This is a genomic window from Larkinella humicola (genome assembly GCF_008727875.1).
Taxonomy (GTDB): Bacteria; Bacteroidota; Bacteroidia; order Cytophagales; family Spirosomataceae; genus Larkinella; species Larkinella humicola.
This window is the reverse complement of sequence record NZ_VTWS01000003.1, coordinates 141,267-167,863: the sequence shown is the minus strand read 5'-3', so window position 1 is coordinate 167,863 and position 26,597 is coordinate 141,267. Positions and strand designations below refer to the sequence as shown.

The 26,597-nt window shown below is 51.8% G+C and carries 24 protein-coding genes; 17 read left to right on the top strand and 7 right to left on the bottom strand.

Annotation, left to right across the window (positions count from 1 at the left end):
• Positions 1–6 precede the first annotated feature (6 nt).
• The 7 genes from gltX to F0P93_RS12800 all read left to right on the top strand — a co-directional run bounded on the left by gltX (position 7) and on the right by F0P93_RS12800 (position 7,607).
• The gene (gene gltX / locus F0P93_RS12830) at positions 7–1,533 is read left to right on the top strand and encodes a glutamate--tRNA ligase (protein WP_150876817.1); all 1,527 of its coding nucleotides are present in this window, start codon (positions 7–9) and stop codon (positions 1,531–1,533) included.
• 91 nt (positions 1,534–1,624) lie between these two features.
• The gene (locus F0P93_RS12825; protein WP_114406826.1) at positions 1,625–1,867 is read left to right on the top strand and encodes a hypothetical protein; all 243 of its coding nucleotides are present in this window, start codon (positions 1,625–1,627) and stop codon (positions 1,865–1,867) included.
• Between the two features lie 58 nt (positions 1,868–1,925).
• A complete protein-coding gene (locus F0P93_RS12820; protein WP_150876816.1) occupies positions 1,926–2,705 on the top strand; it encodes a TIGR00266 family protein in 780 nt (259 codons plus the stop codon).
• A 141-nt stretch (positions 2,706–2,846) separates the two neighbouring features.
• Entirely contained in the window at positions 2,847–3,137 is a 291-nt protein-coding gene (locus tag F0P93_RS12815) for a hypothetical protein (RefSeq protein WP_114406830.1), read from the top strand.
• Positions 3,138–3,259: 122 nt separating this feature from the next.
• Positions 3,260–3,850, top strand: coding sequence for a gliding motility lipoprotein GldD (gldD, locus tag F0P93_RS12810; RefSeq protein ID WP_150876815.1), 591 nt, complete (start codon positions 3,260–3,262; stop codon positions 3,848–3,850).
• Positions 3,851–3,987: 137 nt separating this feature from the next.
• Positions 3,988–4,662 (top strand): hypothetical protein, encoded by a 675-nt coding sequence (locus F0P93_RS12805; protein WP_150876814.1) that lies wholly within the window; start codon positions 3,988–3,990, stop codon positions 4,660–4,662.
• Between the two features lie 380 nt (positions 4,663–5,042).
• Positions 5,043–7,607, top strand: a complete 2,565-nt coding sequence (locus F0P93_RS12800; protein ID WP_150876813.1) for a TonB-dependent receptor — start codon at positions 5,043–5,045, stop codon at positions 7,605–7,607.
• Positions 7,608–7,682: 75 nt separating this feature from the next.
• On the opposite strand, the gene F0P93_RS12795 is transcribed toward F0P93_RS12800, so the two are convergent.
• A complete protein-coding gene (locus tag F0P93_RS12795; protein ID WP_150876812.1) occupies positions 7,683–8,654 on the bottom strand; it encodes an aldo/keto reductase in 972 nt (323 codons plus the stop codon).
• Between the two features lie 129 nt (positions 8,655–8,783).
• On the opposite strand from F0P93_RS12795, the gene F0P93_RS12790 reads away from it, so the two are divergent.
• Positions 8,784–9,083 carry a putative quinol monooxygenase gene (locus F0P93_RS12790; RefSeq protein WP_150876811.1) on the top strand — a complete coding sequence of 100 codons (300 nt, stop codon included), beginning with the start codon at positions 8,784–8,786 and terminating at the stop codon, positions 9,081–9,083.
• Positions 9,084–9,175: 92 nt separating this feature from the next.
• A complete protein-coding gene (locus F0P93_RS12785) occupies positions 9,176–12,751 on the top strand; it encodes a carboxypeptidase regulatory-like domain-containing protein (RefSeq protein WP_150876810.1) in 3,576 nt (1,191 codons plus the stop codon).
• Positions 12,752–12,816: 65 nt separating this feature from the next.
• Here F0P93_RS12785 and F0P93_RS12780 read toward each other — a convergent pair whose 3' ends face one another.
• The 6 genes from F0P93_RS12780 to F0P93_RS12755 all read right to left on the bottom strand — a co-directional run bounded on the left by F0P93_RS12780 (position 12,817) and on the right by F0P93_RS12755 (position 17,692).
• The gene (locus F0P93_RS12780) at positions 12,817–13,338 is read right to left on the bottom strand and encodes an acyl-CoA thioesterase (protein WP_150876809.1); all 522 of its coding nucleotides are present in this window, start codon (positions 13,336–13,338) and stop codon (positions 12,817–12,819) included.
• Positions 13,339–13,409: 71 nt separating this feature from the next.
• A complete protein-coding gene (locus F0P93_RS12775) occupies positions 13,410–14,609 on the bottom strand; it encodes a DUF748 domain-containing protein (protein WP_150876808.1) in 1,200 nt (399 codons plus the stop codon).
• An 88-nt stretch (positions 14,610–14,697) separates the two neighbouring features.
• The gene (locus F0P93_RS12770; RefSeq protein ID WP_150876807.1) at positions 14,698–15,471 is read right to left on the bottom strand and encodes a pentapeptide repeat-containing protein; all 774 of its coding nucleotides are present in this window, start codon (positions 15,469–15,471) and stop codon (positions 14,698–14,700) included.
• A 178-nt stretch (positions 15,472–15,649) separates the two neighbouring features.
• Positions 15,650–16,012, bottom strand: coding sequence for a hypothetical protein (locus F0P93_RS12765; protein WP_150876806.1), 363 nt, complete (start codon positions 16,010–16,012; stop codon positions 15,650–15,652).
• Positions 16,013–16,166: 154 nt separating this feature from the next.
• Positions 16,167–16,877 (bottom strand): PD-(D/E)XK nuclease-like domain-containing protein, encoded by a 711-nt coding sequence (locus tag F0P93_RS12760; RefSeq protein ID WP_150876805.1) that lies wholly within the window; start codon positions 16,875–16,877, stop codon positions 16,167–16,169.
• 134 nt (positions 16,878–17,011) lie between these two features.
• Positions 17,012–17,692 carry a hypothetical protein gene (locus tag F0P93_RS12755; RefSeq protein WP_150876804.1) on the bottom strand — a complete coding sequence of 227 codons (681 nt, stop codon included), beginning with the start codon at positions 17,690–17,692 and terminating at the stop codon, positions 17,012–17,014.
• A gap of 297 nt (positions 17,693–17,989) precedes the next feature.
• Here F0P93_RS12755 and F0P93_RS12750 point away from each other — a divergent pair, with 297 nt between their 5' ends.
• From F0P93_RS12750 to F0P93_RS12715, 8 genes are all read left to right on the top strand, one after another.
• Complete coding sequence (locus F0P93_RS12750; RefSeq protein ID WP_150876803.1) at positions 17,990–18,415, top strand: helix-turn-helix transcriptional regulator; 426 nt, start codon at positions 17,990–17,992, stop codon at positions 18,413–18,415.
• Between the two features lie 32 nt (positions 18,416–18,447).
• Positions 18,448–19,188 (top strand): tyrosine-protein phosphatase, encoded by a 741-nt coding sequence (locus F0P93_RS12745; protein WP_150876802.1) that lies wholly within the window; start codon positions 18,448–18,450, stop codon positions 19,186–19,188.
• Between the two features lie 443 nt (positions 19,189–19,631).
• The gene (locus tag F0P93_RS12740; protein ID WP_150876801.1) at positions 19,632–20,963 is read left to right on the top strand and encodes a UDP-glucose dehydrogenase family protein; all 1,332 of its coding nucleotides are present in this window, start codon (positions 19,632–19,634) and stop codon (positions 20,961–20,963) included.
• 86 nt (positions 20,964–21,049) lie between these two features.
• Positions 21,050–22,030: a UDP-glucuronic acid decarboxylase family protein gene (locus F0P93_RS12735; RefSeq protein ID WP_150876800.1), complete on the top strand. Its 981-nt coding sequence runs from the start codon at positions 21,050–21,052 to the stop codon at positions 22,028–22,030.
• Positions 22,031–22,075: 45 nt separating this feature from the next.
• Positions 22,076–23,014 carry a GDP-L-fucose synthase gene (gene fcl, locus F0P93_RS12730; RefSeq protein ID WP_150876799.1) on the top strand — a complete coding sequence of 313 codons (939 nt, stop codon included), beginning with the start codon at positions 22,076–22,078 and terminating at the stop codon, positions 23,012–23,014.
• 39 nt (positions 23,015–23,053) lie between these two features.
• Positions 23,054–24,166, top strand: a complete 1,113-nt coding sequence (gmd, locus tag F0P93_RS12725) for a GDP-mannose 4,6-dehydratase (RefSeq protein WP_150876798.1) — start codon at positions 23,054–23,056, stop codon at positions 24,164–24,166.
• A gap of 105 nt (positions 24,167–24,271) precedes the next feature.
• Positions 24,272–25,057, top strand: a complete 786-nt coding sequence (gene cmk / locus F0P93_RS12720) for a (d)CMP kinase (protein ID WP_225309472.1) — start codon at positions 24,272–24,274, stop codon at positions 25,055–25,057.
• Positions 25,058–25,102: 45 nt separating this feature from the next.
• On the top strand, positions 25,103–26,584 hold the full coding sequence (locus tag F0P93_RS12715; RefSeq protein ID WP_150876797.1) for a capsule assembly Wzi family protein: 1,482 nt from the start codon (positions 25,103–25,105) through the stop codon (positions 26,582–26,584).
• Positions 26,585–26,597 lie beyond the last annotated feature (13 nt).

The following is a 26,597-nucleotide window of genomic DNA, read 5'->3' as shown; positions in this document are numbered from 1 at the left end:
TCTTTTATGTCAACCGAAATACGCGTTCGTTTTGCGCCCAGCCCAACCGGGCCGCTTCACATTGGGGGTGTGCGAACTGCCCTGTATAATTACCTGTTTGCCCGCAAACACGGCGGCAAAATGCTGCTCCGCATCGAAGATACGGACCAAAACCGCTTTGTCCCCGGTGCCGAAGACTACATTGTCGAAGCCCTGAAATGGGTCGGTATTGAAATTGATGAAGGGTTGACCGCTGGTGGTCCTCATGCGCCCTATCGCCAGTCGGAGCGCAAAGCCATTTACCGTGAATACGCCGAACGACTCGTGTCGGAAGGCAAAGCCTATTATGCCTTCGATACGTCCGAAGAATTGGATGCGATGCGCAAACGGATGGAGGAAGCCAACGCCCCGGCGGCTCAGTACAACTCCATTACGCGGCTTCAGATGAAAAACTCCCTGACGCTCAAACCGGAGGAAGTCTCCGCCTTGATGGAGTCGGGCAGTCCGTATGTGATTCGGCTGAAAGTGCCGCGCAAGGAAGACGTCCGGCTGAACGACCTGATTCGCGGCTGGGTGGTGGTGCATTCGTCGCAGATCGATGACAAGGTATTGCTGAAATCGGACGGTATGCCGACGTATCACCTGGCCAACATCGTGGACGATCATTTGATGGGCATTACGCACGTCATTCGGGGCGAAGAGTGGTTGCCGTCGGCTCCGCTGCACGTGTTGCTGTACCGGTTTTTAGGCTGGGAAAGTACGATGCCGCAGTTTGCTCACCTGCCGCTTTTGCTGAAGCCCGATGGCAACGGCAAACTCAGCAAGCGGGACGCCGATCTGGGCGGTTTTCCGGTTTTTCCGCTCGAATGGAAAGATCCGTTTTCCGATACCGTCGCCCGTGGTTTCCGCGAAGACGGGTATTTGCCCGAAGCGCTGGTCAATTTTCTGGCGTTCCTGGGCTGGAATCCCGGCACGGAGCAGGAAATGTTCACGATGGACGAACTGATTCAGGCGTTTAGTCTGGAACAGATCAACAAAGCCGGGGCGCGGTTCGATATTCAGAAAGCAAAGTGGTTCAACCACGAATATTTGCGGCAGCAACCGAACGAAGAACTGGCCGAAGCGATTGTGAGCCAGGCAGCGGCCGACGGGATTGACTGTACACCGGAGAAAGCGGCCAAAATAGCGGGTTTATTGAAAGAACGCGTCAACTTTGTCCGGGAGATTTATGCCGAATCGGCGATCTTTTTCCGGGGACCGCACCAATACGATCCGGCCATTGTCGCGGCCAAATGGAACGATGAAGCCGTGCGGGCTTTGACCGCATTGAAAGATGCATTAACTTCGGTTGAGGAACCGCTGACGGTTGATCTGGCGAAGGCTACGCTGGCCACTGCAACGGCCGCTGCCGGGGTTAAACAGGGCAAAATCATGCAGGCACTCCGGCTGGCCATCACGGGCGTCGGGGCCGGTCCGGATCTGATGATGACGCTGGAAATTATCGGTAAACAGGACGCGATTGACCGGTTGCAGAAAGCCTTAAATGAACTATGAATGATGGATGATGAACGATGAATGGCTGACGCATTCAATCGTGTGGCAATCATTCATCGTTCATCATTCATAACTCTTCATTCCTAAAAACATGGCAAAGAAAGTCACGAAACCCGAAGACCAGCCGAACGAAAAACCGAGGGTTCACAAAGAACTGGAAGGTTTTGACATTAAAATCAATACGTTCGGCGAGATTACGAACAGCTACGATATCGACAAGATCAACGCGTTTCTGAACAAAACCGTCGATGATAAAAAGCTCCGGAACCGGAAAGACCTGAAAGACGGTGAGAAGGGCGACGGGGAGGAGTATGAAGATGGAGAGGAGGAATAGGTACGTACGCCAGTCCAGGTACAATCCGTAATTTTTAATCTGTAATTCATAGATTTTCATGCGTTCTCACGAAATCGACTACAAGATCATCGGCGAAGACATTCAGGTCGTTGAAATTGAACTGGACCCGAACGAAACCGTCATTGCCGAAGCCGGTGCCATGTTATTCATGGAGGATGGTATTCAGTTTGAAACCAAAATGGGCGACGGCTCGCAGGCTACCCAAAGCATCATGGGCAAGCTGTTTCAGGCTGGTTCGCGGTTGCTGACGGGCGAGTCCCTGTTTATGACGCACTTCACCAACCGCGGCTACGGCAAGCGGAAAGTGGCGTTTGCGGCTCCGTATCCGGGAACGGTGATGCCGATTGATCTGGCCAAAATCTACGGCAGTCAACTGATTGTTCAGAAAGACGCTTTTTTGTGTGCTGCCATGGGAACCCAGATTGCGATTCACTTCAACCAGCGGATCGGAACGGGTTTGTTCGGCGGAGAAGGTTTCATTCTGCAGCGGATTCAGGGCGACGGCATGGCCTTCATTCACGCCGGGGGCGTGGTAATGGAGCGGCAACTGAACAACGAAACGTTGCGGGTCGATACGGGCTGCGTGGTCGGTTTCGAGCCTTCCATCAGCTTCGATATTCAACGCTCCGGCGGGTTGAAATCCATGATTTTTGGCGGAGAAGGTATTTTTCTGGCCACTTTGCGCGGAACTGGAAAAGTCTGGATTCAGTCGATGCCGATTTCCAAGCTGGTGGATCGGCTGTCGGCCGGGGGCGGACAGGCTAACAAAGAAGGGGGGTCGGTGTTGGGCGGTTTAGGAAAATTGTTTGAGGATTAGCGGATGGGGTTGTGCTGATGTTTGCTGGTAACGTGTATCAGATTCAGGAGTTTTTGGGAACAAATACGCATCCGCAATCCTTATACACACAGAGTTAACCGATTGAGGCTCAAGAATAGAAGATATAGTGATAAAATAGAGATGGAAATCATTTGCGTAAACGAGAATTTCCCGGCTCCGGTGCTGGCTTTTTATGCGGAGTTTGGGGTCAAAACGCCCAAGGAAGATCAGATGTATACGGTTCGGATGGTGAAACGCCATACCAACGGCGAAACCGGCGTGCTGCTGGGCGAGATTCAGAATCCGGATGTGCCGGTGCGCCACCCGGTTTTGGGCGAAGTCTGGTTTGAACCGACCTTCAACATCAACCGGTTCCGGACGCTGCTCGGCCAGCCGGTGCGGCAGGAAGAACTGGAAATGATTAATTCGTAATACACCAACACACCTGTCAGCCGGGCCGCCGGGCGGTTTTCAAAACCTGACAGGTGTGAGTTCGCCCGGCACGAAAACGCCGGGCTTTTTCGTTTCCTTTCTGGTGTAACATCTCCTTGCCTGTGATAAAATCAGTTTTCGTTTTTCTGGCGGTTCTGCTGGCGGCTTGCGGCAGTCGCGATGCCGACAATTATGTTCCGAAACCCAAAGGCTATAACCGCATCGACCTGCCATCGCATCAGTATCAGACGCTGAAAGAAGCCCATCCGTACACATTCGAATATTCCAGACAGGCCCGGATTTTGCCCGATACGTTTCGGGGGGCCCAGCCCCACTGGATTTTTATCCATTACCCCGCGTTCAAAGCGAGCGTTCAGTTGACCTATCATCCGGTGTTGCAGAACGAAAAGCGGCTGGCGGGCATGATTGGCGATTCCTATAAACTGGCCGCCATGCACAACGAAAAAGCCTACGCTTTCAAAGAAGAATTGATTCAGCTTCCGGGCGGCTTGAAAGCCGATGTGCTTTCCATCACGGGTGAAGTGCCCAGCCAACTGCAGTTTTTTACGACCGATACGACCACCCATTTCCTGCGGGGCGCGGTTTATTTCAACGTTGCTACCCGCAATGACTCGCTGGCACCGGTGATCGACTACCTGCGGAAAGATGTGTTGCATTTGCTCAAAACCCTGCGGTGGAAGTCCGGAAGTTAGAACCAGATGGGTTGATCCGGCGTTAGAGAACGTATTGCAAATACGTCCGGTATTTTGTATCTTTATACGCCTTTTTGGGGAGTAAGCCCTTGACATTCACGAATTCCGGCGAACAGGTCGCCAGAGGACAATACGCTATGAGACGCACAAAATTTAATCCGAATCAATTTCAGATCGACTTTCTGGCTGCGTTTCGGCGTATGCTCGTCAGTTTGGGGGATTCGCAAAACTCGCCCGTCAACGAGACGGTTTTTGTCAAACTGAGCGATCAATGGGAAAATAACCGCCAACTTCCGGCTGACCTCCTGTTTCAGAAAAGCCCGGTGGAAGCGGTGGTCTACCGCTTGTCGAAGTCCGACGATCGGTTGCACTTTCCTGAAGAACTCATCGCGGGCGATCTGCGGGGTGTTCCCGGCCTGACCGGTTTTGCCGCTAAATTCCGCGAGCAGGGCTGGGTGATTCTGCCAAACGAACTGTCGGGAGCCTACAAGCAGCTTTATCTGCACATTCTGACGGCGGCCATTGGTCTGGAACATTTATACACGAACCGCAACGAACTGCTGGCCGAAGCCGAACGGGTGGCGCTGGCGGCTTTGTTGCCCGAAACCGAAATCCGGAGTTTCTTCGGCGTACGGCTTTCACGCTTCCCGGATAGCTTCCGCATGGACGTTTCCAACTACTTCAACCTGCCTTTCGAGTTTGTGTTGAAGCGGGCGCACCAACTGGAAATTATTTCTGATACAATATTGGAAAGTGCGCAGAATGACGCCCTGCGATCAGCACGCCGGACACAGGTAAAAAAAGTAGCGTGACTTTTTGACTTTAATTCAGGAATAAATATAAATTTTAGAAGAAAATACGGCTTTTGCCAAAACTTTCAGTGCCATTAGTTGCAAATCGCAGCGTGGCACTCTTTTTTTGTGTAAAAAACTACTAAGTCAATAGATTATAAGTAATAATACTCCCTTTAGTCTATCTGAAAGTGTAGTTAGTAGCTGTCAATTAATCAGGAACACATGAAAAAACCAGTACGCTCCTCCCGCTTGTTACAGCGATGTTGCTGCTGCCGCTAGCACAGGCTTCTAACTAGTCTTTGCCCCTCTCTTCATTCCCTTCATAAACTGAAGCCAGGTATTCGAAAAATTCCTATTTGATCTATAGGAATACTAAATTAACACAACCAGCCACCACAATGCAACGAGTTTTAAGCGTATTTTTTTTGATTGGGATCATTCTTTCCCCTTTGTTTCTATCCGCCCAAAATGCCCCCATTGTTAATTCGACCATTTCCGGAAAAGTAATCGACTCCCGCACCAACGAACCGCTCATTGGCGCAACGGTATCCATCAAAGGAACCACCAATGGCAGTGCGACGGACGCGAACGGTGAGTTCAGCCTGATCACCGGCCAGCGGTTGCCCTTCACGTTGATCATTTCCTACGTAGGATACCTTAAAAAAGAGGTTGTCATCAATGAGAGCAAGGTTGAAATCAAGCTTGATGCGAATACGACCCAACTGGACGATGTCGTGATTTCTTCCCGCCGTCGTCAGGAATCTGCGCAGGAGGTGCCGATTCCCATTTCCGTAATCGGGGGCGTTCGGGCCGAAGATGCCGGTGCTTTTAACGTGAACCGTCTTAAAGAGCTGGTGCCTACCGTACAATTGTATGCTTCCAATGCCCGCAATACAACGCTCAACATTCGCGGGCTGGGATCCACCTACGGATTGACCAACGACGGCGTTGACCCGGGTGTGGGCTTTTATGTAGACGGGGTTTATTACGCGCGTCCGGCGGCCACAGCCCTCGACTTCATCGACATCGAACGCGTCGAGGTATTGCGCGGGCCCCAGGGAACGCTTTTCGGAAAAAACACAACCGCCGGGGCTTTCAACATCACCACGCGGGCGGCCAGCTTTACGCCGGGAGCCAACCTTGAACTGAGCTATGGCAATCTGGGTTTCGTTCAGGCCAAGGCGTCGATCACGGGCGCTTTGAGCAAAAAACTGGCTACGCGGGTTTCCTTTACAGGAACGCAGCGAAACGGCACGTTTTTTAATGTTCATACGCAATTGCCGATCAACGATATCAACAACATCGGCGTGCGTGGGCAGATCCTCTATACACCCAGCGAAAATGTGAACATTACCGTGATCGGGGACATTTCGGACCAAAAACCGACGGGTTACGGATGGCCGGTCGCCGGGGTCGTACCGACAAAAAGAGCGGCTTACCGGCAGTTCAATGCCATCATCGCTGATTTAGGTTATAGCCTTCCTTACCAAAGTGCCTTTGAACGCAAACTGGATCTGGACACGCCTTCCAAAGCGGATAACCAATTGGGTGGGGTTTCGGTCAATGCCGATATCAAAATCGGGAATGGAACGCTGACCAGTACGTCGGCCTGGCGCTACTGGAAATGGGTGCCACTGAATGACCGGGATTACATTGGGCTGCCCGTCTTTACAATTTCTTCCGGCAACTCGAAACACAACCAGTGGTCGCAGGAAATCCGGTATTCCGGGAAAATTTCACCCAGACTGAGTGGCGTAATTGGCGTATTTGGCCTTTGGCAGGACCTGAAATCCGATCCGGTGCAAACGGAAGAAGCCGGTTCGGCCCAATGGCGGTTTGCACAAAGCTCAACCAGCGCGCTCTGGAAAACGCCCGGTTTGTTCGACAACTTCGGCATTCGCACCACCAACGAAATCAAGAGCACAAGTTTGGCGGTGTTCGGGCAGGTTGACTGGGCCGTGACCGACAAGATCCACGTTTTGCCAGGTGTGCGCTACAACTACGACAAAAAGGTGGTGGATTACAGCCGGGTGACCTACGGCGGTTTGCAAACTACGGACGCTGCCCTGATTGCTTTGAAAAATGGGGTCTATACCAACCAGGCTTTTAATACGGATTATTCGCAGGGAAACTTCTCCGGGCAACTGTCTCTGCAATACAAAGCCACCAGCAAGTTGAATGCTTACGCTACCTATGCCATTGGTTACAAGCCCATTGGAGTGAACGTGGGCGGTTTGCCAACGGCAAACGGACAGATTTTGATCAATCTGGCCAATGTGAAACCCGAATACGTGGATCACAAGGAGTTTGGCGTCAAAACCAAACCGTCGGGCAATTCGGTGCTGAACCTGACCCTCTATCGTTCCGACATCAGAGATTACCAGACTCAGGTGCAAACGCCGGAACCGGGTGTAAACCGGGGGTATTTAGCGAATGCAGAAAAAGTACGGGTGCAGGGAGCCGAACTGGACGGGAATGTCCGCTTTACCAACCTGACCCTGAATGCTGCAGTGGCCTATACGGATGGTAAATACGTGAGCTTCGTCAATGCTCCCGTGCCCTTGGAAGAAGTAGGAGGGGCGCAGGCTTTCAAGGATGTTTCGGGGGGACGGCTACCCGGCATCTCCAAATGGTCGGGCTCTGTGGGCGGTGAAGTAACCACCAAAGGGACCTTCACCGGACTCAAGGGTAACTATTTTCTGGGTGTCGATGTCTTTTACCGCTCCGAGTTCTCGTCAAGTCCGTCTCCTTCGCAGTATCTGAACATTGACGGGTATGCGCTGACCAACGGGCGGCTTGGTTTCCGGGCATCCAACGGACTTTCGTTTTTCCTTTGGGGAAGAAACCTTTTCAATACGAATTATTACGAGCAACTTCTGGCTGCACCCGGAAGCGCCGGACAATATGCCGGTATCGTGGGCGACCAGCGCACCTACGGCGTAACGCTGCGGTACTCATATTAAGAGAGTTAAAAATTAAGAGTTAAGAGTTGGCAGACGCATTCAACTCTTAACTCTTAATTTTTAACTCCTACTTCCCTACTGGCTCCACTCCGTTGGCGTGCGGTCCCAGCGGTGGCCTTTCAGTTCTTTGATGAGTTCTGGATTCAGCGTTTTGCCGTCGCTGGTGGCCATGTTGGCTTCTACGTTGCGGAGTTTGCGCATACCGGGGATGGTCGTGGCCACATCCGGGTTTTCCAGAATAAAACGCAGGGCTATTTCGGGTAAGGTCATTCCGGCCGGAACCAGCGGTTTTAGCGCGTCGGCATGGTCGACGCTGGAATTCAGGTTTTCCGGTACGAAATACGTCGAACGCCAGTCGTCGGCCGGGAAGGTGGATTCCTTCGTCAATGTGCCGGTCAGGGTTCCTTCATCAAACGGCACGCGGGCAATGACGCCGATGTTCAGTTCGCGGCAAAGCGGAAACAGGTTGTCTTCCGGAGCCTGATCGAAAATGTTGTAGATCACCTGCACGGCGTCGATGAGGTTAGTCCGCAGGGTGTCGAGGCAATTGTCCGGTTCCCAGCGGTTTACCGAAATACCCCAGGCCTGCACTTTCCCCTGCTGCGTCAGTTTCGTGATGGCTTCTTTCCACTCGTCCTGCTCGGCCCAGCCATCTTCCCAGACGTGAAACTGCTGCAAATCAATGGTTTCGACGCCCAGATTTTTCAGGCTTTTTTCGGTGTATTCGACGATGTAATCGGCCGGAAAAACATCCTTAAGGGCAAACTCCGGTTTGGAAGGCCACTGGCGGTTTTTGGGTGGAATTTTGGTGGCCACATACAACCGTTTGTCACTGAATCGTTTGAGCAAATCGCCCAGAATCCGCTCGCTCAGGCCTTCGCCATACCCCCAGGCGGTATCGAAGAAATTACAACCCAGGTCAACGGAACGGTCGAGTGCCTGGTCCACTTCCTGCCGTTCGGAACCCGTCCAGCCGGCCAGTCCCCACATGCCGTAGCCAATTTCACTCACCTGCCAGCCGGTTCGGCCAAAAGTACGGTACTTCATAGTATAGTTAAGAGTGATGAGTTAAGAATTAAGAGTTAAAAGTAATTATTCGCGACTACTTTTAACTCTTAATTCTTAACTCATCACTCTTAACTCAAATTCTTAACTCATCCCTCTTCCCTAAAATTTATGTTGATTCGTATCGTTCGCATGACGTTTCAGGAAGCGAAAACCGCGGATTTCCTGGCGATTTTCGAGGCATCAAAACAGAAAATCCGCGCGTTTCCCGGCTGCCTTCACCTCGAATTGCTCCGTGACCTCGATCAGCCTACGGTTTACGTGACCTACAGCCAGTGGGAAACCCCCGAAGCACTGACGCATTACCGCCATTCGGAATTGTTTAAAACCACCTGGGCGGCCACCAAACGGCTGTTTGCTGACCGGGCAACGGCATTTTCGGTGGAGAAAATAGATGAAGTAAGGGATTGATGGAATGAGGGGGCAGAAATGTGCCTTTTCAGGTTTGATATGGTATTTTGCTAAGATTTTCGTAGTTTTAAGAAAGCTATTGTTCAAACTCCATGAATGCTTTTCGCGCCGATCGTTTTCGTAACCTGCTGGTCGGCTGGCTCGGGCTGTTCATGGCGTATACCGGCGTTCTGGCTCAGGAAACCAACACAACGATCACGGGGAAAGTGACCGAATCGCAAACCGGTCAGCCCCTGCCGTTTGCCAACGTTTACCTCAACAACACCACGCAAGGCACCACAACCGACGAGAAAGGCCGGTTCCGGCTCCCCAACGTGCCACTCGGCACCATCGAACTCGTGGCTTCCTATCTGGGCTATCAGCCCGCCCGGCAGTCGGTTCGGCTGGAGAACAGCCAGCCCCGCGTCATCAATCTGGTGTTAAAAAGTACGGGCTTCACCCTTGCCGATGTTACGGTTAAAGGAAAGAGAGATAAAACCTGGGAGCGGCATTACCGGGAATTTGAACGGGAACTGCTCGGGAAAACGCCCTTTCGGAGCCAGTGTGAGATCCTGAATCCGGATGTGCTCCAGTTTACCTACCAGAAAAGCATTCTGAAAGCAACGGCCCGCGAACCGCTGGTGATCGAAAACCGGGCGTTTGGCTACCGCATCCAGTATGACATGCAGTATTTTGAGGTGGAGACGAACGGGGCCATGTATTTTGCCGGAGCCACCCGATTTGAAGAACTGAAACCGAAGGACACCCGCCAGGCTGACCGCTGGCGAAGCAACCGGCAACGGGCCTACCTCGGCTCCACCCGTCACCTCATGGCTAGTCTGGTGGCCGGAACCTACGAAAAAGAAGGCTTCCTGGTGTATCAGGTGAACCCCCGATACCCTGTGCAGACGGGCGGTGTGAGTCTGTTTCAGGACATTGAACGCCATTTGTTGCCGGTCGTTACCGATTCGCTGATTAAACCGGGGCGGTTGTCGTTTGAGCGAAAACTGGTGACGGCGACTCCGCTCAAAGTCTTCTATAACCGGATTTTCTCGGCGTATTCGCCCTACCGGGATGCGCCGTATGCCTATACCGAATTCCGGTTCCCACAGGGCATGAGCGAGATCACCGTCGATGGCCGGGTGACGCTCCCGCTGGGCATGCTGGCGATGGGCTATCTGGGCAACGACCGGTTTTCGTTGCTGTTGCCCGCCAACTGGGAACCAAGTGCGGCCTCCAGCCAACCGGATTCCGTGCTGGCGTCGCCGATCGAAGGCCAGATTCTGGCGGCCGATTACCGGCTCGATTCGATGCTGCGCCACTGGAAACTGGCTCATCCGTATCAGGCCCCATCGGCTTTTGTTCACATCGATAAACCGTTTTATCTGACCGGCGACCGGATCTGGCTCAGTGCGTACGTCATGGAGCCGGTCACCGCGCAACTGATGTTTGGCGAGGGGGCCCTGCACGCCGATCTACTGACACCGGGTGGGAAGGTAGTGCAACACCAGTGGCTTCGCATCAACGACGGCCGGGCAACGGGCGACTTCCGGCTTTCGGATACGCTGGCGACCGGCATCTACCGGCTGCGGGCCTATACGGATGAGGATTATGCCGCCACCCGCCCGGCTTTTGAGCGAAACATAACGGTCTACAACGTGCTGAACGGCCCCGGCCAACGATCTGTCGGGGTTGAGGAGGAATTGGACGTTCAGTTTTTGCCGGAAGGGGGGCGCTGGGTGACAAACCTGCCGACGCGAATGGGGTTCAAAGCCGTTGGGCAGGATGGTCGCGGAAAAACCGTGTCGGGCCGGATTCTGGACGATCAGGGGCGGGAAGTGACCCGGTTTGTCAGTAACCGCTTTGGGATGGGAAGCGTGCTGCTCCATCCGAAAGCCGACCAGACTTATCAGGCTGAAATCCAGCACAATGGCAAAAGTCAGCGGTTTGCCTTGCCAAAGCTGGAACCGGAAGGGTTCGTATTGCTGGCCGATGTGGTCAGCGATACCGCCAGCCTGAGCATTCGCATTCTGGCCAATGTGCCGCAACCTGATCCGGTTATTTACCTGACCTTCCAAAGCTACGGGCAGTTGGTGCAACGAACCAAAATGAAGTTGCAGGACGGAAAAGCCCGGTTGACCGTGCCGATGGCCGTTTTTCCGCCCGGACTCTGTCAGGTAACGCTGTATGATGCCTATGGTCAGCCCCGGGCGGAGCGAATGCTCTTTATTTCGGAACAGATTCCGTCGGTTGAGATCACGGTGACGGCGGACAAACCCCGCTACACGCCCCGGGAACGCGTCGTTCTGAATCTCAAAGTGAACGCGCAGCCGGAAATGTCGCTGGTGGCCACGCTGTCGGCGGCTGTAACCGATGCCGATCAGGTTCCGGACGACTCCACGGCTGCGGACATTCGAACCCATCTGTTGCTGACGGGCGATTTACGCGGGCGCATCGAGCAACCCGGTTTTTTCTTCAAAGACACGACGGCGGCCACCCGCCGGGCGCTCGATGATCTGCTGCTGACGCAGGGCTGGCGACGGATCGGGTTGCGCAAACCAGAGTCGCCGTCGGATACGCTGGGCGGGATTGTGTTCAGTGGCCGGGTAGTGGACGAAAGACGCAACCCGATTCCGTTTGCGGAGTTGCTGGTGGCGGCTCCCGGTTCATCGCAAGCCATTCCGCACTCCATCGGCACCAACCGCTACGGGCGGTTTCGGATGGCGGGTCTGGGCATCACCGACACGTTACAACTGCTGGTTCAGGTAATGAATACGCAGTTTAAATCCATCAAGGCAATCGTTGAAACGGATACGGCCGGGAGCGTCTGGTCGTCGGCAAAAGTGGTGGCCGAGCCGTCTCCGGACTGGCGACGGTTTCAACAGCAACTCGACGTGGCGCGGCTGCGTCAGGAATCCGATCCGGGATTGTACCGGGATAAACAGGCTAAAATTCTGAAAGAAGTAACCATCAAAGGTTATCGACCCGCCGAGCGACCCGAATCGGTGGAGCGAATGAGTCTGCATGGCACGCCCGACGCGGTCATTCTGTTCGATGAACGATCTCCGCAGTTTTCAAATGTCTATGAAATGATCCGGGGCCGGGTGGCGGGGGTGCAGGTGAAGCAAACCATGAACGGTTATACGGTTAACATCCGGAACGCTATTTCGTTTGGCGTCGGGAACTCCATGCAGATTCAGGCACCCTTGTACCTTCTGGACGGTTCTTACCTGACCGAAACCCCCGAAGGAAATGCGTTGATGGGCCTGAATCCGAATGACATCGAGCGCATCGAAGTCTTGAAAAATGCGGCTACGTCGGCCATTTACGGCGCGCGCGGGGGCAACGGCGTGATCGCTTTCTATACCAAACGCGGGAATTCCAAAGCGAAGAAAGTGGAGCCTGGTGTCGGACTTAATCAATTGGCCCTCCTCGGTTTTTCGGCCCACCGGGATTTCTACGTTCCGCGGTATGAAGACACGCCGGGGGCGGTTCTGGCCGAACAGAGTGCCCCCATCGACCGCCGGGATGTGTTGTACTGGAAACCGGTGGTTCAAACCGATTCCAAAGGAGCATCGAATCTGGCGTTCCCGCTGTCGGACGTCGTTCGCACGATCCGCGTTATGGTGCAGGGCATCACGACCGATGGCCGGCCTGTGGTCGGTTTAGCGAAACTGAAAGTGCAGTAATGGGGTTTTCAGTTTACGGTGGCTGACGCGTTCTCCTGCTTGCGTCAGCCACCATAAACCGTAAACTAGTTTTCAACACCAAACAGCGCCCGTAATTCCTTCGCGTCATTCGGTTTCATGCGTCCGGCCAATACCAGGCGCAATTGCCGACGGCGCAGCGCACTCGCGTACAGGTCGTGTTCAGCCTCGGTTTCGGGCACGACGGGTGGCACTTCGATGGGACGGCCATTCTGGTCGACGGCTACGAAGGTGTAAAACGCCCGGTTGGTACTGACCCGGGTTCCGGCCGGAATATCTTCTGCCCACACTTCAATGTTGACTTCCATCGACGAATTGAATCCCCGCGTGACCTTGGCCTGCATCGTTACGATGTTACCGAGCTTGATGGGTTCCGAAAACGAGACATTATCGACCGAAGCCGTGACGACGATGCGGTTGGAGTGTTTCTGGGCCGAAATGGCGGCACAGATGTCCATCCAGTGCAGCAATCGGCCACCCATCAGGTTGTTCAGGGTGTTGGTATCGTTGGGTAAGACCATCTCGGTCATGGTGACCAGAGACTCGCGGGCGTATTTGGGTTGGGGCATGGCGAAAGGTACAGATTGATTGGTCACAACGGCTTCGTGTTGTCACGAAACTACGGTTTTTGATGCCTTCCTCAACCATCCTTCTCTTTTTTTCGGGCTTCTTTTCGTTCCTCGCGTTTCTGTTTCCGTTCTTCTTTTCGCTCCTGACGCGCTTCTTTCCGTTCGGCTTTTTTCTCCCGGCGTTTTTCTTTGTAATCCTCTTTCAGGTTCTCGACGGCATCCTTGAAGGTGACGGTATTGTCAAATTCAGTAGTGAAGGCTTCAACGTAGGCATTCCGCAGTACACCGATGATGATGGGCCAGACTTCCGTCTGCGTTTTCTCAACCGTTCCCCGCAGCGGAATCCGTGTAGCCACCTGATCGCGCTTCTGATTTTTGAGAATGGCCGTACCACCTTCAGCCAGCAATTCCGTGAAAAACCGGCCAATTTTCCGATCCTCGCCCGGTTCCTTGAGCTTGAAAATCTTCATCTCTTTGGTCAGCGGTTTGAAATAGCCCACCAATCGACCGTCGTACATGGCCATTTCACTGACCACGCTGATGGTTCCGCTTTCAAAGTCGACGTTGCCGTACTTGCGTGCCAGGTCGTTAAGTTTAACCAGTTGGAGGTTGTCGAAGCTGAGGTTGTAATTGAAATCCGGGATCGGTTTCAGCAGATACATCCCCGCCCCAAACTTCATCGTGCCGCCCCAGCCCGGTACATCACCCGTTGCCGTAACGGGCGAGGGCAAGCGGGTTTCCTTGTCTTCCACGTTGCGGATATTGCGGATGTCGAGGGCAACTTTTTCCAGCGAAAGATCCGTTTTGGTGGCCTCGAACAGATTAACTAAGTCGATTTTGCCGTCATAAGCCGCAAACCGGTTGATCTGGATTGGCAATATATCCTTCACCAGTTTGGTCCAGTCGAGTTCCCGGCCAGTCTGGCTGGCCTGTTCATTGTTGCTAAAAGCAAAGTTCAGTTCGGGCCGGTAACACTCGACCTCGCCGACCAGGGCGCCCTTAAACAGCGATGGCCATTCGACGGAAAGATCGATTTTAGGAACGTAGAGAAAGGGCTCTTTGATTTTACCGTTGATTTTCCGGATGCGCAGGTCTTTGATCTGGTAGGAACCGGTGACGAGGGCAATATCGACGTCTTCCACGTGGCCGGTATACGAACCCATGTCGGCCATCAATTTGTTGAGGTAGCGCAGTACAAAATACGGTAGCAGGAGTCTGGCGACGATGAGGACAACGACAACCGCCAGGATAATTTTTGTGGATCGTTTCAAAGCAACAAGCGTTGATGTTGCTTATAGAACTGGAAATCAGCCGAAGAGTTATCCGGGCCGGCGAACAAACGTCCGTCGGCCCGTTGGATTAGCGACGACTGGGCGAAAATTTCCGGCCGTTCAGGGTGGCGTATTTAAAATCGGTAGGGCCGTCAAATACCGTCTCGTCGAAGCTGGAATTGCGGGGTAAATGCGTGTATTTAAAATCAGCGGTTCCGTCGAAACGCGTGTTGTTAAAATTGACTCCTTCGTCAAATTTGGTGTATTTAAAATCGGCGTACTGATCGAAACGGGCTTTCCGGAAGGCGATTGCTTCCTTAAAACTCGTGTATTTAAAATTGCCGGTTTTCGCGAACCGGGCGTCCGTGAAATCGGCCAATGCCTTGAACTTGGCGTATTTGAAATTAGCTTCTTCCCGAAAACCGGTACCAATAAAGGACGCCCGCTGGCCAAAGTCTGAATACTTAAACTCAGATGCTTTTTCGAAGGTGCAATTCTCAAATGTTACGGGTTCGGTAAAATGGGTGGCATACATGATCCCGTTGCCGTTCAGAAACCGCCCTTCGGTTTTGACATTTTTGTACGCCAGAAAATTGCCTCTGAAGGTGCAATTCCGGAATGTGACCGGTTTTTCAACGGTGCTTTCGTAGGCTTCGCTTTCGGCCCAGAGGTTTTTGGTGACGCGTTTTTTGTTGGCCAGTTCTGTCAGGTCGAGATCGCCGGTGATGGTGGCGTTTTCGTAGGAAACCACCTCTTTCCGGTTGATTTTAGCCAGAATTTCTTTGGCATCGACCGTGCGTTGGGCCCAGATGGCCGGTAAGGTGGTGAAAATAAGGAGAAGGGTAGTCAATAACGTTTTCATACGGGAAAGATGAGAGTTTCCGTAAGGATGAAAATACGTCGGAAAAGGTTGCACGGAACCAGGAAGGAATCAAAAATGTAAAATGCTCAATATCGAATGTAAAAGTGAGAGGAAACACGCTCGTTTAACACTTTTACATTTGATATTGAGCATTTTACATTTTTGATTTTTTACCTCTTCAGGGAAGCCACAGGGCTTTGTCGTAGGCGGTATCGTAGTCGAACTCTTCCAGCGGAATAAAGTCGGCAAACCGGCCTGCTTCGTCCATGCGGATGGCATACCACAAACCGGTCGCATCGCGCAGCAGCAGCCGGTAGCCATACAGTGGATGATACGTATGGCCGTCGGTGCGGTGATCCCAGCCGGTTTGAAGCTCAATGGCAAAGGCAATCTGCGCCAGGGCTTCGTTGATGTAGGCCATCAGACTGCCAAAACCGTCCAGTTCTTCCATCCAGATCACCAGACCGTCGATGCCCCAATCGAAGAGCGGAGCGGAAGACGCCCGGCTGGCGGGTTCAGGTAGTATTAGGTCGTTCGTCATGCTGATAAAGAATTAGCCCCTAAATCCCCTAAAGGGGACTTGGACGCGAACCTTCCGGGTTCTAAAAGTCCCCTTTAGGGGATTTAGGGGCAATTTGTAGGAGTGAAGGTTAACCGTACAAAAAAACAGGTTGTCTGCCAACCGCTCTCCAGATTCAGGAAGCCTGCCGCAGCCAGAAACTGGTGTCTTCCTGTTGTTGCTCCTTCCATTTGCGGAGCCAGAAGCGGTATTTTTTTCGCCCGTAGTCCACAAAATCCGGGATCGACGTGGCATCGACGGCAAAAAGCCGGTTTGGTTTCTGTTTCTGAACGCCAATCAGCACAAAGCGAATCTGGCGCGTTTGTTCCCATTCCTGGCTGTCGGCGGAGCGGAGGCTGTCAATGTAGAAAGCCGCCTGCCGGTCGTAGTCATAATCATAACAACTTTGCAGAAACTGGCTCTGCGTGCGGGCCGAAGTAGTTTTAAAATCCAGAATAAGCGCACTCCGCCGTTTGGGGCTGGTGTAGACCATATCCAGCCGAGCTTTGCAACCCAGTTCGGTGATCGGATCGGTGAAGAGAACCACCCGTTCGCGTTCTGATTTTCGGAGATACCGGTTACAGAACGAATCGCGCCGAACCTGTTCCGTGAGGTGTTCCAGCCGCCCCGACTCAACCGGTTTCATGTCGGGCAGCAACTGCTCGATAATGCCACCGATGCGTTCCGGTTCCAGCAAATGCGAGTGAAAAGCCCGCCCGAACTGCATGGCCCGCTGCGGAACCAGCCGTCCCGGCGAGGTATAGCCTAAACATTCTTCCTTCAACCGGGTCAAATCGGAATTCGAAACCCGCGGGATGGAACGGTAGTCGATCAATTCGGTAATCATGACTGGATTGGGTTTTTGATGAAGTAAGATAGGAACCTCTAAATCCCGAAGCGTCGGCCCGGCTGAAGGGGACTTGGACGGAACCGTATCCAGAAATCCGCTTCAGGCCGGGCCGACGCTTCGGGATTTAGGGGTTAATTCAGCAAATGAATGCCATTCTCAACCAGCAGTTCTTCCGTCGGATTGAGAAACGGATTGTAGTAATTGTAAGCGGTTTTGATGTTGGCAATGTCGGTCAGGGTTTCCTGGCGGAAAATTCGATTGGCCTGACCAAAGGATTTCAGCACCTTCGTTTCTTCCGGATCAGCCAGTTTGTAGCTGAAGGTGGCAATGTAATAGACGCCTTTCGGCTGGATCTTGGTATTTTCCTTTTTCTCGGCCACAGCGGTAATTACAACATCGGCCAGGGTCAGGTCGTCGTAGAACAGCGGTTCGATGAGCCGGAAGATGTTATCGACCGAGTAGCCATGGAACAAGACCGCCGAAACACAGTTCTTTTCATCGATAAAAAAGATTTCGGCCCAGTTCTTGGTTCCCATGTTCAAAATATTATCGGTAAAGATGCGCCAGGCAATTGGCTGGAATGTCAGCGTGCGGCCGTTCGTCGGCCCGCCCAGTTTTTCGGTGCCATTGATGTTAAAGATGCCCTCCTTGGCGTCGAAACGGTATTGGCGGGGATGTCCCTCCAAATATTTGAAGTGGCTCGTATCGGGATTATTGATGACTTCACCCGTCGATTCGTTAACCTTCTGATAAAGTTTCACTTCCAAACCATTTTGATTTGTTGTGCCGGTGTTGTTTTTTTGTGTGTTCATTAGTATTTGTTGTTTACTGTTCGGACAGGGGGACCGCTATGCGATCCCTTTTGCCTTTTCAGGGGGTTTGTATTTGAGTTTAAATATACACACTATTATGTATAATACAAAACGACACATAAAAAGTTTACTAAAAAAATAGAGTAGCTGCGAATACACCCTGAAAACCGCCTTTTTGTCCTTATTTTAGGTTTTGTGAGCCTGGGCTATTTCGAAGAATCTGAAATTGTTCTACATTAGACGACCGAACACAAGACTGGAAATTACATGGTTTTGTGTAAAAAAAGCCCTCTTCCCATGCCCATTGGAGACCGTTTGCAGCAACTGATCGATGCACTAGACATCAGCGTTCTGGAGTTTGCCCGACAATTGGGTGAAAAACGGGGTGAAAAAGTATATCATATTTTGCACGGTCGTCTGAAGCCGCGCTACGAAACGTTACAAAAAATTTTAGGGGCTTATCCTGCGGTCAATGCCGACTGGCTGCTGCGGGGAGAGGGCCTCATGTTCCGCACCTTACCACAAACTCCCCTGTCTGCCATGACGTTAGACGATCGGCTGCGAAATATGGAGTTTCTTTTGTTTCAGTTAAACGAACGCGTAGCTTTGTTACAGGAAACCAATGACCTGCTTCGGGAGGAACTTGAACAGGTTGCGGGTAAAAAAAGAGTCATCAGTCTCTCACACGTTAGTCGTCGGTCCGATTTGTCTTCGGAAAGCTGATAATTGCCGGGCTTACGACTTTATACTACACTATGTTCTCATTTTTTAAGCGTCGCCAGGAACAATCCGCCTTTTCGGATTTCGGATTTTTGGGAGTCGATATTCATTCACACCTGATTCCGGGGATTGACGATGGTGTACCCGACCTCGAAACGGCTTTGACCTGCCTGCGGGCTTTCGAGGAACTGGGCTATAAGAAAGTAGTCACTACTCCCCACGTGCTGCGCGATTATTACCCCAACAGCAGCGACACCATCCGGCGCGGCCTCGACGAACTCCGCGAAGCCATGGCCGAAACAGACCTGACGATTCAGGTTGAAGCGGCTGCGGAATACCTCATCGACGACCATTTCGTAACGCTGCTCAAAGCCAATGACCTCCTGACGTTCGGAGCCAATTATCTGCTGGTCGAACTGTCGTTTGCCAATCCGCCCCTGAACCTGGACGAAATCATTTTTCAGATTCAGACGAAAGGCTATCAGCCCATTCTAGCCCATCCCGAGCGGTATTCATATCTGAAGGACCAGACCGAGCGGTTTCACAAACTGCGGGTGCAAGGGTGTCTGTTCCAACTGAATTTGCTCTCGCTGACCGGGCAGTATGGCGGGCGCGTCCAGCAACAGGCCAAACAGCTACTCGATGATTCGATGGTCGATTTTGTGGGTTCCGATCTGCACCGGCCCCGGGATGCGGAGAAGCTGGGACAATTGCTTCAATCCAAAGAACTGGCGCTCCTCAATTCGCATACGTTCCTGAATTCATCCCTGTTGTAAAAGGTCCTGCGTGTGGCATTTCATGGAACTTCAGGTGCTACATCCTGAGAGTTGGGACTTCCATTGCCTCGACTTATTCTTGTGCTTTATACTGCGGCATAATTTTTGTTGATTGTCTGATAAATAGGAAAAAAACTTTGCGGATTTTTTCAGAAAGATTAAAAATAGTATTCCGTAAAAAACTTTTTATTGAATTTTTTGAAGATTATATACCGTATTCTCTTAAAAACATTGAAGATTGCATAGGTAATCTCATTTCTGCTTTCTATATTTAGAATGTAATACTTAAAAAAAAAGAATAGTAGTTTGTCTGATTTTATCGGTAGGTAGCTTTACCGATCGCCCTGAAACGGAGCTCCCTGCGGACTTTCGTTTCGGCTAATCAGTCGTCTTTCTGTCGGAAACCCACATTTTTTTACTTATTATTCTATTTACTCAACGTTATGAAAATTGCTGTTGTTGGAACCGGTTACGTTGGACTCGTAACCGGAACCTGCTTTGCCGAAACCGGCAACCAGGTCACCTGTGTCGACATTGACGAGCGCAAAGTACAAAAGCTCATCAACGGCATCATCCCCATCTACGAACCGGGTCTGGACGTGTTGTTTAACCGCAACACCGCCGAAGGTCGTCTGAAATTCACGACCAGCCTGGCCGAAGGCATCGAAGGTGCCGAGGTTATTTTTCTGGCCCTGCCCACCCCGCCGGGCGAAGACGGTTCCGCCGATCTGAAATACATCCTGAAAGTGGCCGGTGATCTGGGGCAATTGCTGAAAGAGTATGCCGTGATTGTCGACAAAAGTACGGTGCCGGTGGGAACCGCCGAAAAAGTGCACGACTACATTTCGCTGGGTGCGCAGGTGGAGTTCGACGTGGTGTCGAATCCTGAATTTCTCCGCGAAGGCGTTGCCATCGAAGACTTCATGAAACCCGACCGGGTGGTGATCGGCACCAAGTCAGAACGCGCGAAAGCCGTGATGAGCAAACTGTATGCGCCCTTGGTCCGTCAGGGTAATCCGGTGATTTTCATGGACGAACGGTCGGCCGAAATGACCAAATATGCCGCCAACGCGTTCCTGGCCGTTAAGATTTCGTTTATGAACGAAATTGCCAACCTCTGCGAAAAAGCAGGGGCCAACGTCGACGACATCCGGAAAGGGATTGGCACCGACAGCCGCATCGGCAAACGGTTTTTGTTCGCCGGGATTGGCTACGGCGGAAGCTGTTTTCCGAAAGACGTGCAGGCGCTGGCGAAAACCGCCCAGGAATACGACTACGATTTCCAGATTCTGAAATCGGTGATGGACGTCAACGCGAAGCAAAAAACCAAACTCCTTCCAATTATCAACCAGCACTTCAACGGCGACCTGAAAGGAAAAACCATTGCCGTATGGGGGCTGGCGTTCAAACCGTATACCGACGACATCCGGGAAGCACCGGCGCTGGAAAACATCCAGGCGCTGCTGGATGCCGGCGCGAAAGTGACGGCCTACGACCCGGAAGCGATGGACAATGTGAAAAACGTATTTGGTAGCAAAATTACGTACGCCCATACGTCGTATGCTGCCCTGGATGATGCCGATGCCCTGGTGATTATGACGGAATGGCCCATGTTCCGGACGCCGGAATTCAGCAAAATGAACCTGCTGCTGAAAAACAAAGTCATCTTCGACGGACGGAATCTCTACGAACTGGACCAGATGAAAGAATTAGGCTACACCTACTACAGCGTTGGTCGGGAAACCATCTCGCAAGGGGTGGAACAGACGGCCTGATCGGTCGCTCATTCGTACTGGCGGGCTGATGATCGTTCAGCCCGCCAGCTTTACTCAACGTTATGAAACTTTTCTAGTCGTCTTACATGAAGCGCATTCTGATAACGGGTGGGGCTGGCTTTCTGGGCTCACACCTCTGTGATCGATTTATCAAGGAAGGATACCATGTCATTGCCATGGATAACCTGATTACCGGCGATATCCGCAATCTTGAGCACCTGTTCCCCCTTTCGAACTTCGAATTTCACCACCACGATGTATCGCAGTTTATCCACGTTGCGGGCGAACTCGATTACATTCTGCATTTTGCCTCGCCGGCCAGCCCCATTGACTATTTGAAAATCCCGATTCAGACGCTGAAAGTCGGCTCCCTCGGGATTCACAATTGCCTGGGTTTGGCGCGGGTCAAGAACGCGCGGGTGCTGATTGCTTCCACGTCGGAAGTCTATGGTGATCCAACGGTTCATCCCCAGCCCGAAGAATATTGGGGCAATGTCAATCCGGTCGGTCCTCGTGGGGTATACGATGAAGCCAAGCGGTTTCAGGAGGCCATGACGATGGCCTATCATACCTACCACGGTCTGGAGACCCGGATTGTCCGCATTTTCAACACCTACGGTCCGCGGATGCGACTGAATGACGGCCGGGTTTTACCCGCTTTCATCGGCCAGGCTTTGCGGGGCGAAGACCTGACTATTTTTGGAGATGGCAGCCAGACCCGCTCGTTCTGCTACGTCGATGATCTGGTCGAGGGAATTTACCGCCTGCTGCTGAGCGATTATCCGTCTCCGGTCAACATTGGCAATCCCGTTGAAATAACCATCAAAGAATTTGCCGAAGAGATCATCAAGCTGACCGGCACCAGCCAGCAGGTGGTTTATAAACCGCTGCCGACCGACGACCCCAAACAACGCCAGCCGAATATTTCCAAAGCGAAAGCCATTTTAGACTGGGAGCCGAAAGTATCGCGGGCAGAAGGCTTGCGGATTACCTACGATTACTTCAAAAATCTGCCGGAAGAAGAACTGTACAAGGCCGCTTATCACCGGGAATTTTCGGTGCGTTGATTAAGGGCAGGAAAAAGGATTTTGCTGAACGAATAGCTATCATTAATGAGGAAACAAGACAAAATATACGTTGCCGGACACCGGGGCATGGTGGGGTCGGCTCTGGTTCGTTCGCTACAAGCCAAAGGGTACCAGCAAGTTATTACCCGGACCTCGTCGGAACTGGATCTGCGCAACCAGGCGGCCGTCGCTGATTTTTTTGCCGACGAAAAACCGGATTACGTCTTTCTAGCGGCTGCCAAAGTCGGCGGTATCTGGGCCAACAATACGTACCGGGCCGATTTTCTGTACGATAACCTGCTGATCGAAGCTAACATTATCCACAGTGCCTACCAAAACCGGGTTGAGAAACTGCTGTTTCTGGGGTCCTCCTGCATCTATCCCAAGCTGGCTCCGCAGCCGTTGAAAGAAGAATACCTGCTCAGCGGGTATCTGGAAGCGACCAACGAACCGTATGCCATTGCTAAAATTACCGGCATCAAGCTCTGCGAAGCGTATCGGAGCCAGTACGGCTGCAATTTTATTTCGGCAATGCCGACCAACCTTTACGGCCCGAATGATAACTACGATCTTCAGGGGTCGCATGTGTTGCCGGCCTTGATTCGAAAATTCCACGAAGCGAAAATCAGCAACCAGCCCTTCGTTGAGGTTTGGGGAACGGGTTCGCCCCGCCGGGAGTTTTTGCACGCCGATGACCTGGCCGATGCCTGCGTGTTTCTGATGGAAACCTACAACGATGAATTGTTTGTCAACATCGGGACCGGGGAGGACGTCACGATTCGCGAACTGGCCGAGCTGGTGAAAGAAACCGTTGGCTTTGAAGGCGAACTTCGCTGGAATACCGACAAACCGGACGGGACGCCCCGCAAACTTATGGATGTTTCGCGACTGCATACCCTGGGCTGGCAACACCAAACCGATTTGAAAACCGGTATTACCACGACCTATCAGGATTTTCTGAACCACCAGGAAGTCTACGTTTAATCACACGATAATCTTTCGAATACAGCTAATTCCGTACGTATGAAAAAAGCACTTATTACCGGTATTACAGGGCAGGATGGCGCCTATCTGGCCGAATTATTATTAGAAAAAGGATATGAAGTACACGGTATCAAACGCCGGAGTTCCTTGTTCAATACGCAGCGGATCGACAATTTATACGAAGATCCGCACGAAAAGAATGTACGGTTCAAGCTCCATTTTGGCGATCTCTCCGATTCGACCAACATCATCCGGATTATTCAGGAAGTGCAGCCCGACGAAATTTATAACCTCGGTGCCATGTCGCACGTGCGGGTGAGTTTTGATGAGCCGGAATACACCGCCCAGGTCGACGGCATTGGTACACTCCGCATTCTGGAAGCCGTCCGGCTGTTGGGTCTGACCGAAAAAACCCGCATTTACCAGGCATCTACTTCCGAATTATACGGCGGGGTGCAGGGTCATGCCCAATCGGAATTGACGCCGTTTTACCCGCGTTCGCCCTATGCCGTTGCCAAACTATACGGCTACTGGATTACGGTCAACTACCGCGAAGCGTATGGCATGTATGCCTGCAACGGTATTTTGTTTAACCACGAATCACCGCTGCGGGGCGAAACGTTCGTAACGCGCAAAATCACCCGCGCTGTGGCCCGGATCGGTCTGGGTTTGCAGGACAAGGTGTTTCTGGGCAACATTGACTCGCTGCGCGACTGGGGCCACGCCAAAGACTATGTAGAAGCCATGTGGCTGATTCTGCAACAGGAAAAACCGGAAGATTTCGTGATTGCCACCGGTGTCACCACCTCAATCCGTGATTTTGTCCGGATGGCGTTTGCCGAGATTGGCGTCGAATTGGAATTCCGGGGCGAAGGTGTGGCCGAGCGGGCGTTTGTGGTGAGTGCGTCGAACCCGGATTACCCGGTCGAAGTCGGCAAAGAAGTATTGAGCATCGACGAGCGGTATTTCCGCCCGACGGAAGTGGATCTGCTGCTGGGTGATCCGACGAAGGCCATGACCAAACTGAACTGGCAGCCGAAATATGACCTGGCTGCGCTGGTAAAAGACATGATGACGGCTGACATCGACTTGTTCCGTCGCGACCAGTTGCTGGCTGAAGGCGGTCATTTGGTGCTGAATTATTTTGAGTAACCCCTTGGAGATCACGAACTGCAGACTAAATCGGGTTCGTGATCTCTTTCCTTTTTTGCTTATCTGCCTGATTGGAATAGCAGCTACTCAACGTTTTTAATCGGTATGGATATGGGCCTTATCAATGATTCCTATCAGTTTCACAGAGCAACTCCCGTAAATACTTTCTCCGGCAGTACTAAAATTATCATCGCTATTGACGGGCACTCCGGCTGTGGCAAGAGCACGACGGCCAGGCAGGTTGCTGTCCAGTTGGGATACACCTACATCGATACCGGGGCCATGTACCGGGCGGTCACGTTGTATTTCATTCAGCACAAAATCGATCTTGCGAGTGAAAAAGCGGTACGGGAAGCGCTTGCAAAAATTCACATCACGTTTGAAGGTGACCCGGAAACCGGAACGATTCAAACGCATTTGAATGGACAGAATGTAGAAGAAGAAATCCGCAAACTTCCGGTAGCGAATGCTGTACCGGAAGTTAGTGCTATTCCTGACGTACGGAAGGCCATGGTGGGGCTACAGCAAAAACTTGGTCACAACCGGGGTATCGTAATGGACGGGCGCGACATCGGTACGCATGTTTTTCCGCATGCTGAGCTGAAGGTATTCATGACTGCTGATTCACTGGTTCGGGCGGAACGCCGACGCATTGAACTGCAGGCTAAAGGAGAGCAGGTTGAATTGGCCGAAATCGCTCAAAATCTTGAAAAGCGGGACCATCTCGATACGACCCGCACCGAAAGTCCCTTACGAAAGGCGTCGGATGCCCAGCTTCTGGACACCTCGCACCTATCCATCGCCGGACAGGTGGAATGGGTTGTTCAACAAGCTTATCTGACCATTACGAGCGAATTGCACCGGGAATATTCTAAGTCAATGGAAGCTTAACTTCTCACCATGGGAAGATAGTTAACCCATATTGCCCTATCCGTTATGAAAGCACCATTCTGCACCCTTATTCTCCTTTTTTTAGTGAGTTGCCCCCTTTACGCACAGAAACCCGTCTCATCCGTTCAGGTTTCAGCCGAAGTAAGTGGCATGGCTTCATCGGCTCGCCGAACGCCGTTTTGGCTGCGAGCCAATCAATTTGGGACTGTGCCGTTGATAGCTCCTGCCGGAACAGTCCGGTTGGGAAGTTCAGGCGTGTTTAGGGTAGACAGCACAGGCAAAGGGTGGCATTTCGGGTATGGCGCTGAGGTAGTAGGATATGCTGGTCCCAATAACCGGCTTTTGGTGCCGGAAGCGTACGCAAAAATTGGCTACCGCTCCATTGAACTAGTGGTGGGCCGTCGGAAAGAAGTGTTAGGTTTGGTGGATACCACTCTTTCATCCGGATCTTATTCGTGGTCGGGCAATGCATTACCCATCACCAAGATCCAGCTTGGAACAAATGGGTATGCTCCTTTAAAGTTTACCAAAGGCTTGATTTCGATTAACGCCTTTTTTGCGCATGGCTGGTTCCCGAATACAGATTCAATCCAGAATTCTTATTTGCACCAAAAGGCCCTGTATGGCCGCATTGGAAAACCGAATTGGAAGGTGAAATTGTATGGGGGGTTTCTTCATAATGCGCAATGGGGAGGGAAGTCGAAGTATTTATCATCCAATCAGGCCGTTGGCGGAGTAATTCCGTCTTCATTCAAAACCTATTTAGCCGTTATAACGGCCAGTCAGCCATCAAATGCAGGTGATTATGCCTTCCCGGATGCTGTCAATCGATTTGGCAACCATTTGGGGAACATAGATATAGGAACGGAAATTTCGATCAAGCAATATCGGATTCTGGGCTATTATCAACACCCCTTCGAGGATAAGTCGGGGCTGGCACTTGTTAATTTGCCGGATGGACTATACGGTATTCGAATTCAAAACGTATCGGGTCAGCCCAACCCGTTTTTTAAGTTAAAAACGATTACGGTTGAATACTTAACGACCAGAGATCAAAGTGGCGCAACGGTGAAAATAGACAGCCGCAAATATGACGGAATGGATGACTACTTTAATAATATTCAATATATTGACGGGTGGGCCGTAAAAGAACGGATCATTGGAACCCCATTTATTACAAGATATAAGGACACCAAGCCGGAATGGGATACGCATTTAACTCCATCTAAAAAAAACCAGGGGAGTATGATTAATAATAGCCTTGTTTCACTGTACCATATCGCCGTTCTCGGCGAGCTACGATCTGGTGTAACAGTTGAAGGGCGATTTTCGTTAAGCAGTAATTATGGAACACACTGGAAACGCTTTCCAGGAAGTGTAACGCAATCCTCCAGCTTAATACGATTAAATATTCCGGTGAGTTGGCTCGGTGGCGGGTTCCTGGGAATCAATCTGGCAATGGACCAGGGAGATCTCTATAATGATGCGATAGGAGGATTGATCAGCTTTAAAAAAGTGTGGCATTGAGGGTAAACAGCCC

Bases quoted from the DNA above. Each gene is read 5' to 3' on its own strand.
- F0P93_RS12760 (WP_150876805.1), bottom strand. From the start codon at position 16,877: ATGATTACCGAATTGATCGACTACCGTTCCATCCCGCGGGTTTCGAAT.
- fcl (WP_150876799.1), top strand. From the start codon at position 22,076: ATGAGGAAACAAGACAAAATATACGTTGCCGGACACCGGGGCATGGTG.
- F0P93_RS12735 (WP_150876800.1), top strand. From the start codon at position 21,050: ATGAAGCGCATTCTGATAACGGGTGGGGCTGGCTTTCTGGGCTCACAC.
- F0P93_RS12815 (WP_114406830.1), top strand. From the start codon at position 2,847: ATGGAAATCATTTGCGTAAACGAGAATTTCCCGGCTCCGGTGCTGGCT.
- F0P93_RS12785 (WP_150876810.1), top strand. From the start codon at position 9,176: ATGAATGCTTTTCGCGCCGATCGTTTTCGTAACCTGCTGGTCGGCTGG.
- gltX (WP_150876817.1), top strand. From the start codon at position 7: ATGTCAACCGAAATACGCGTTCGTTTTGCGCCCAGCCCAACCGGGCCG.
- F0P93_RS12750 (WP_150876803.1), top strand. From the start codon at position 17,990: ATGCCCATTGGAGACCGTTTGCAGCAACTGATCGATGCACTAGACATC.
- F0P93_RS12780 (WP_150876809.1), bottom strand. From the start codon at position 13,338: ATGCCCCAACCCAAATACGCCCGCGAGTCTCTGGTCACCATGACCGAG.
- cmk (WP_225309472.1), top strand. From the start codon at position 24,272: ATGGATATGGGCCTTATCAATGATTCCTATCAGTTTCACAGAGCAACT.
- F0P93_RS12795 (WP_150876812.1), bottom strand. From the start codon at position 8,654: ATGAAGTACCGTACTTTTGGCCGAACCGGCTGGCAGGTGAGTGAAATT.
- F0P93_RS12745 (WP_150876802.1), top strand. From the start codon at position 18,448: ATGTTCTCATTTTTTAAGCGTCGCCAGGAACAATCCGCCTTTTCGGAT.
- F0P93_RS12755 (WP_150876804.1), bottom strand. From the start codon at position 17,692: ATGAACACACAAAAAAACAACACCGGCACAACAAATCAAAATGGTTTG.
- F0P93_RS12770 (WP_150876807.1), bottom strand. From the start codon at position 15,471: ATGAAAACGTTATTGACTACCCTTCTCCTTATTTTCACCACCTTACCG.
- F0P93_RS12715 (WP_150876797.1), top strand. From the start codon at position 25,103: ATGAAAGCACCATTCTGCACCCTTATTCTCCTTTTTTTAGTGAGTTGC.
- F0P93_RS12800 (WP_150876813.1), top strand. From the start codon at position 5,043: ATGCAACGAGTTTTAAGCGTATTTTTTTTGATTGGGATCATTCTTTCC.
- F0P93_RS12740 (WP_150876801.1), top strand. From the start codon at position 19,632: ATGAAAATTGCTGTTGTTGGAACCGGTTACGTTGGACTCGTAACCGGA.
- F0P93_RS12765 (WP_150876806.1), bottom strand. From the start codon at position 16,012: ATGACGAACGACCTAATACTACCTGAACCCGCCAGCCGGGCGTCTTCC.
- F0P93_RS12820 (WP_150876816.1), top strand. From the start codon at position 1,926: ATGCGTTCTCACGAAATCGACTACAAGATCATCGGCGAAGACATTCAG.
- F0P93_RS12825 (WP_114406826.1), top strand. From the start codon at position 1,625: ATGGCAAAGAAAGTCACGAAACCCGAAGACCAGCCGAACGAAAAACCG.
- F0P93_RS12805 (WP_150876814.1), top strand. From the start codon at position 3,988: ATGAGACGCACAAAATTTAATCCGAATCAATTTCAGATCGACTTTCTG.
- F0P93_RS12790 (WP_150876811.1), top strand. From the start codon at position 8,784: ATGTTGATTCGTATCGTTCGCATGACGTTTCAGGAAGCGAAAACCGCG.
- gmd (WP_150876798.1), top strand. From the start codon at position 23,054: ATGAAAAAAGCACTTATTACCGGTATTACAGGGCAGGATGGCGCCTAT.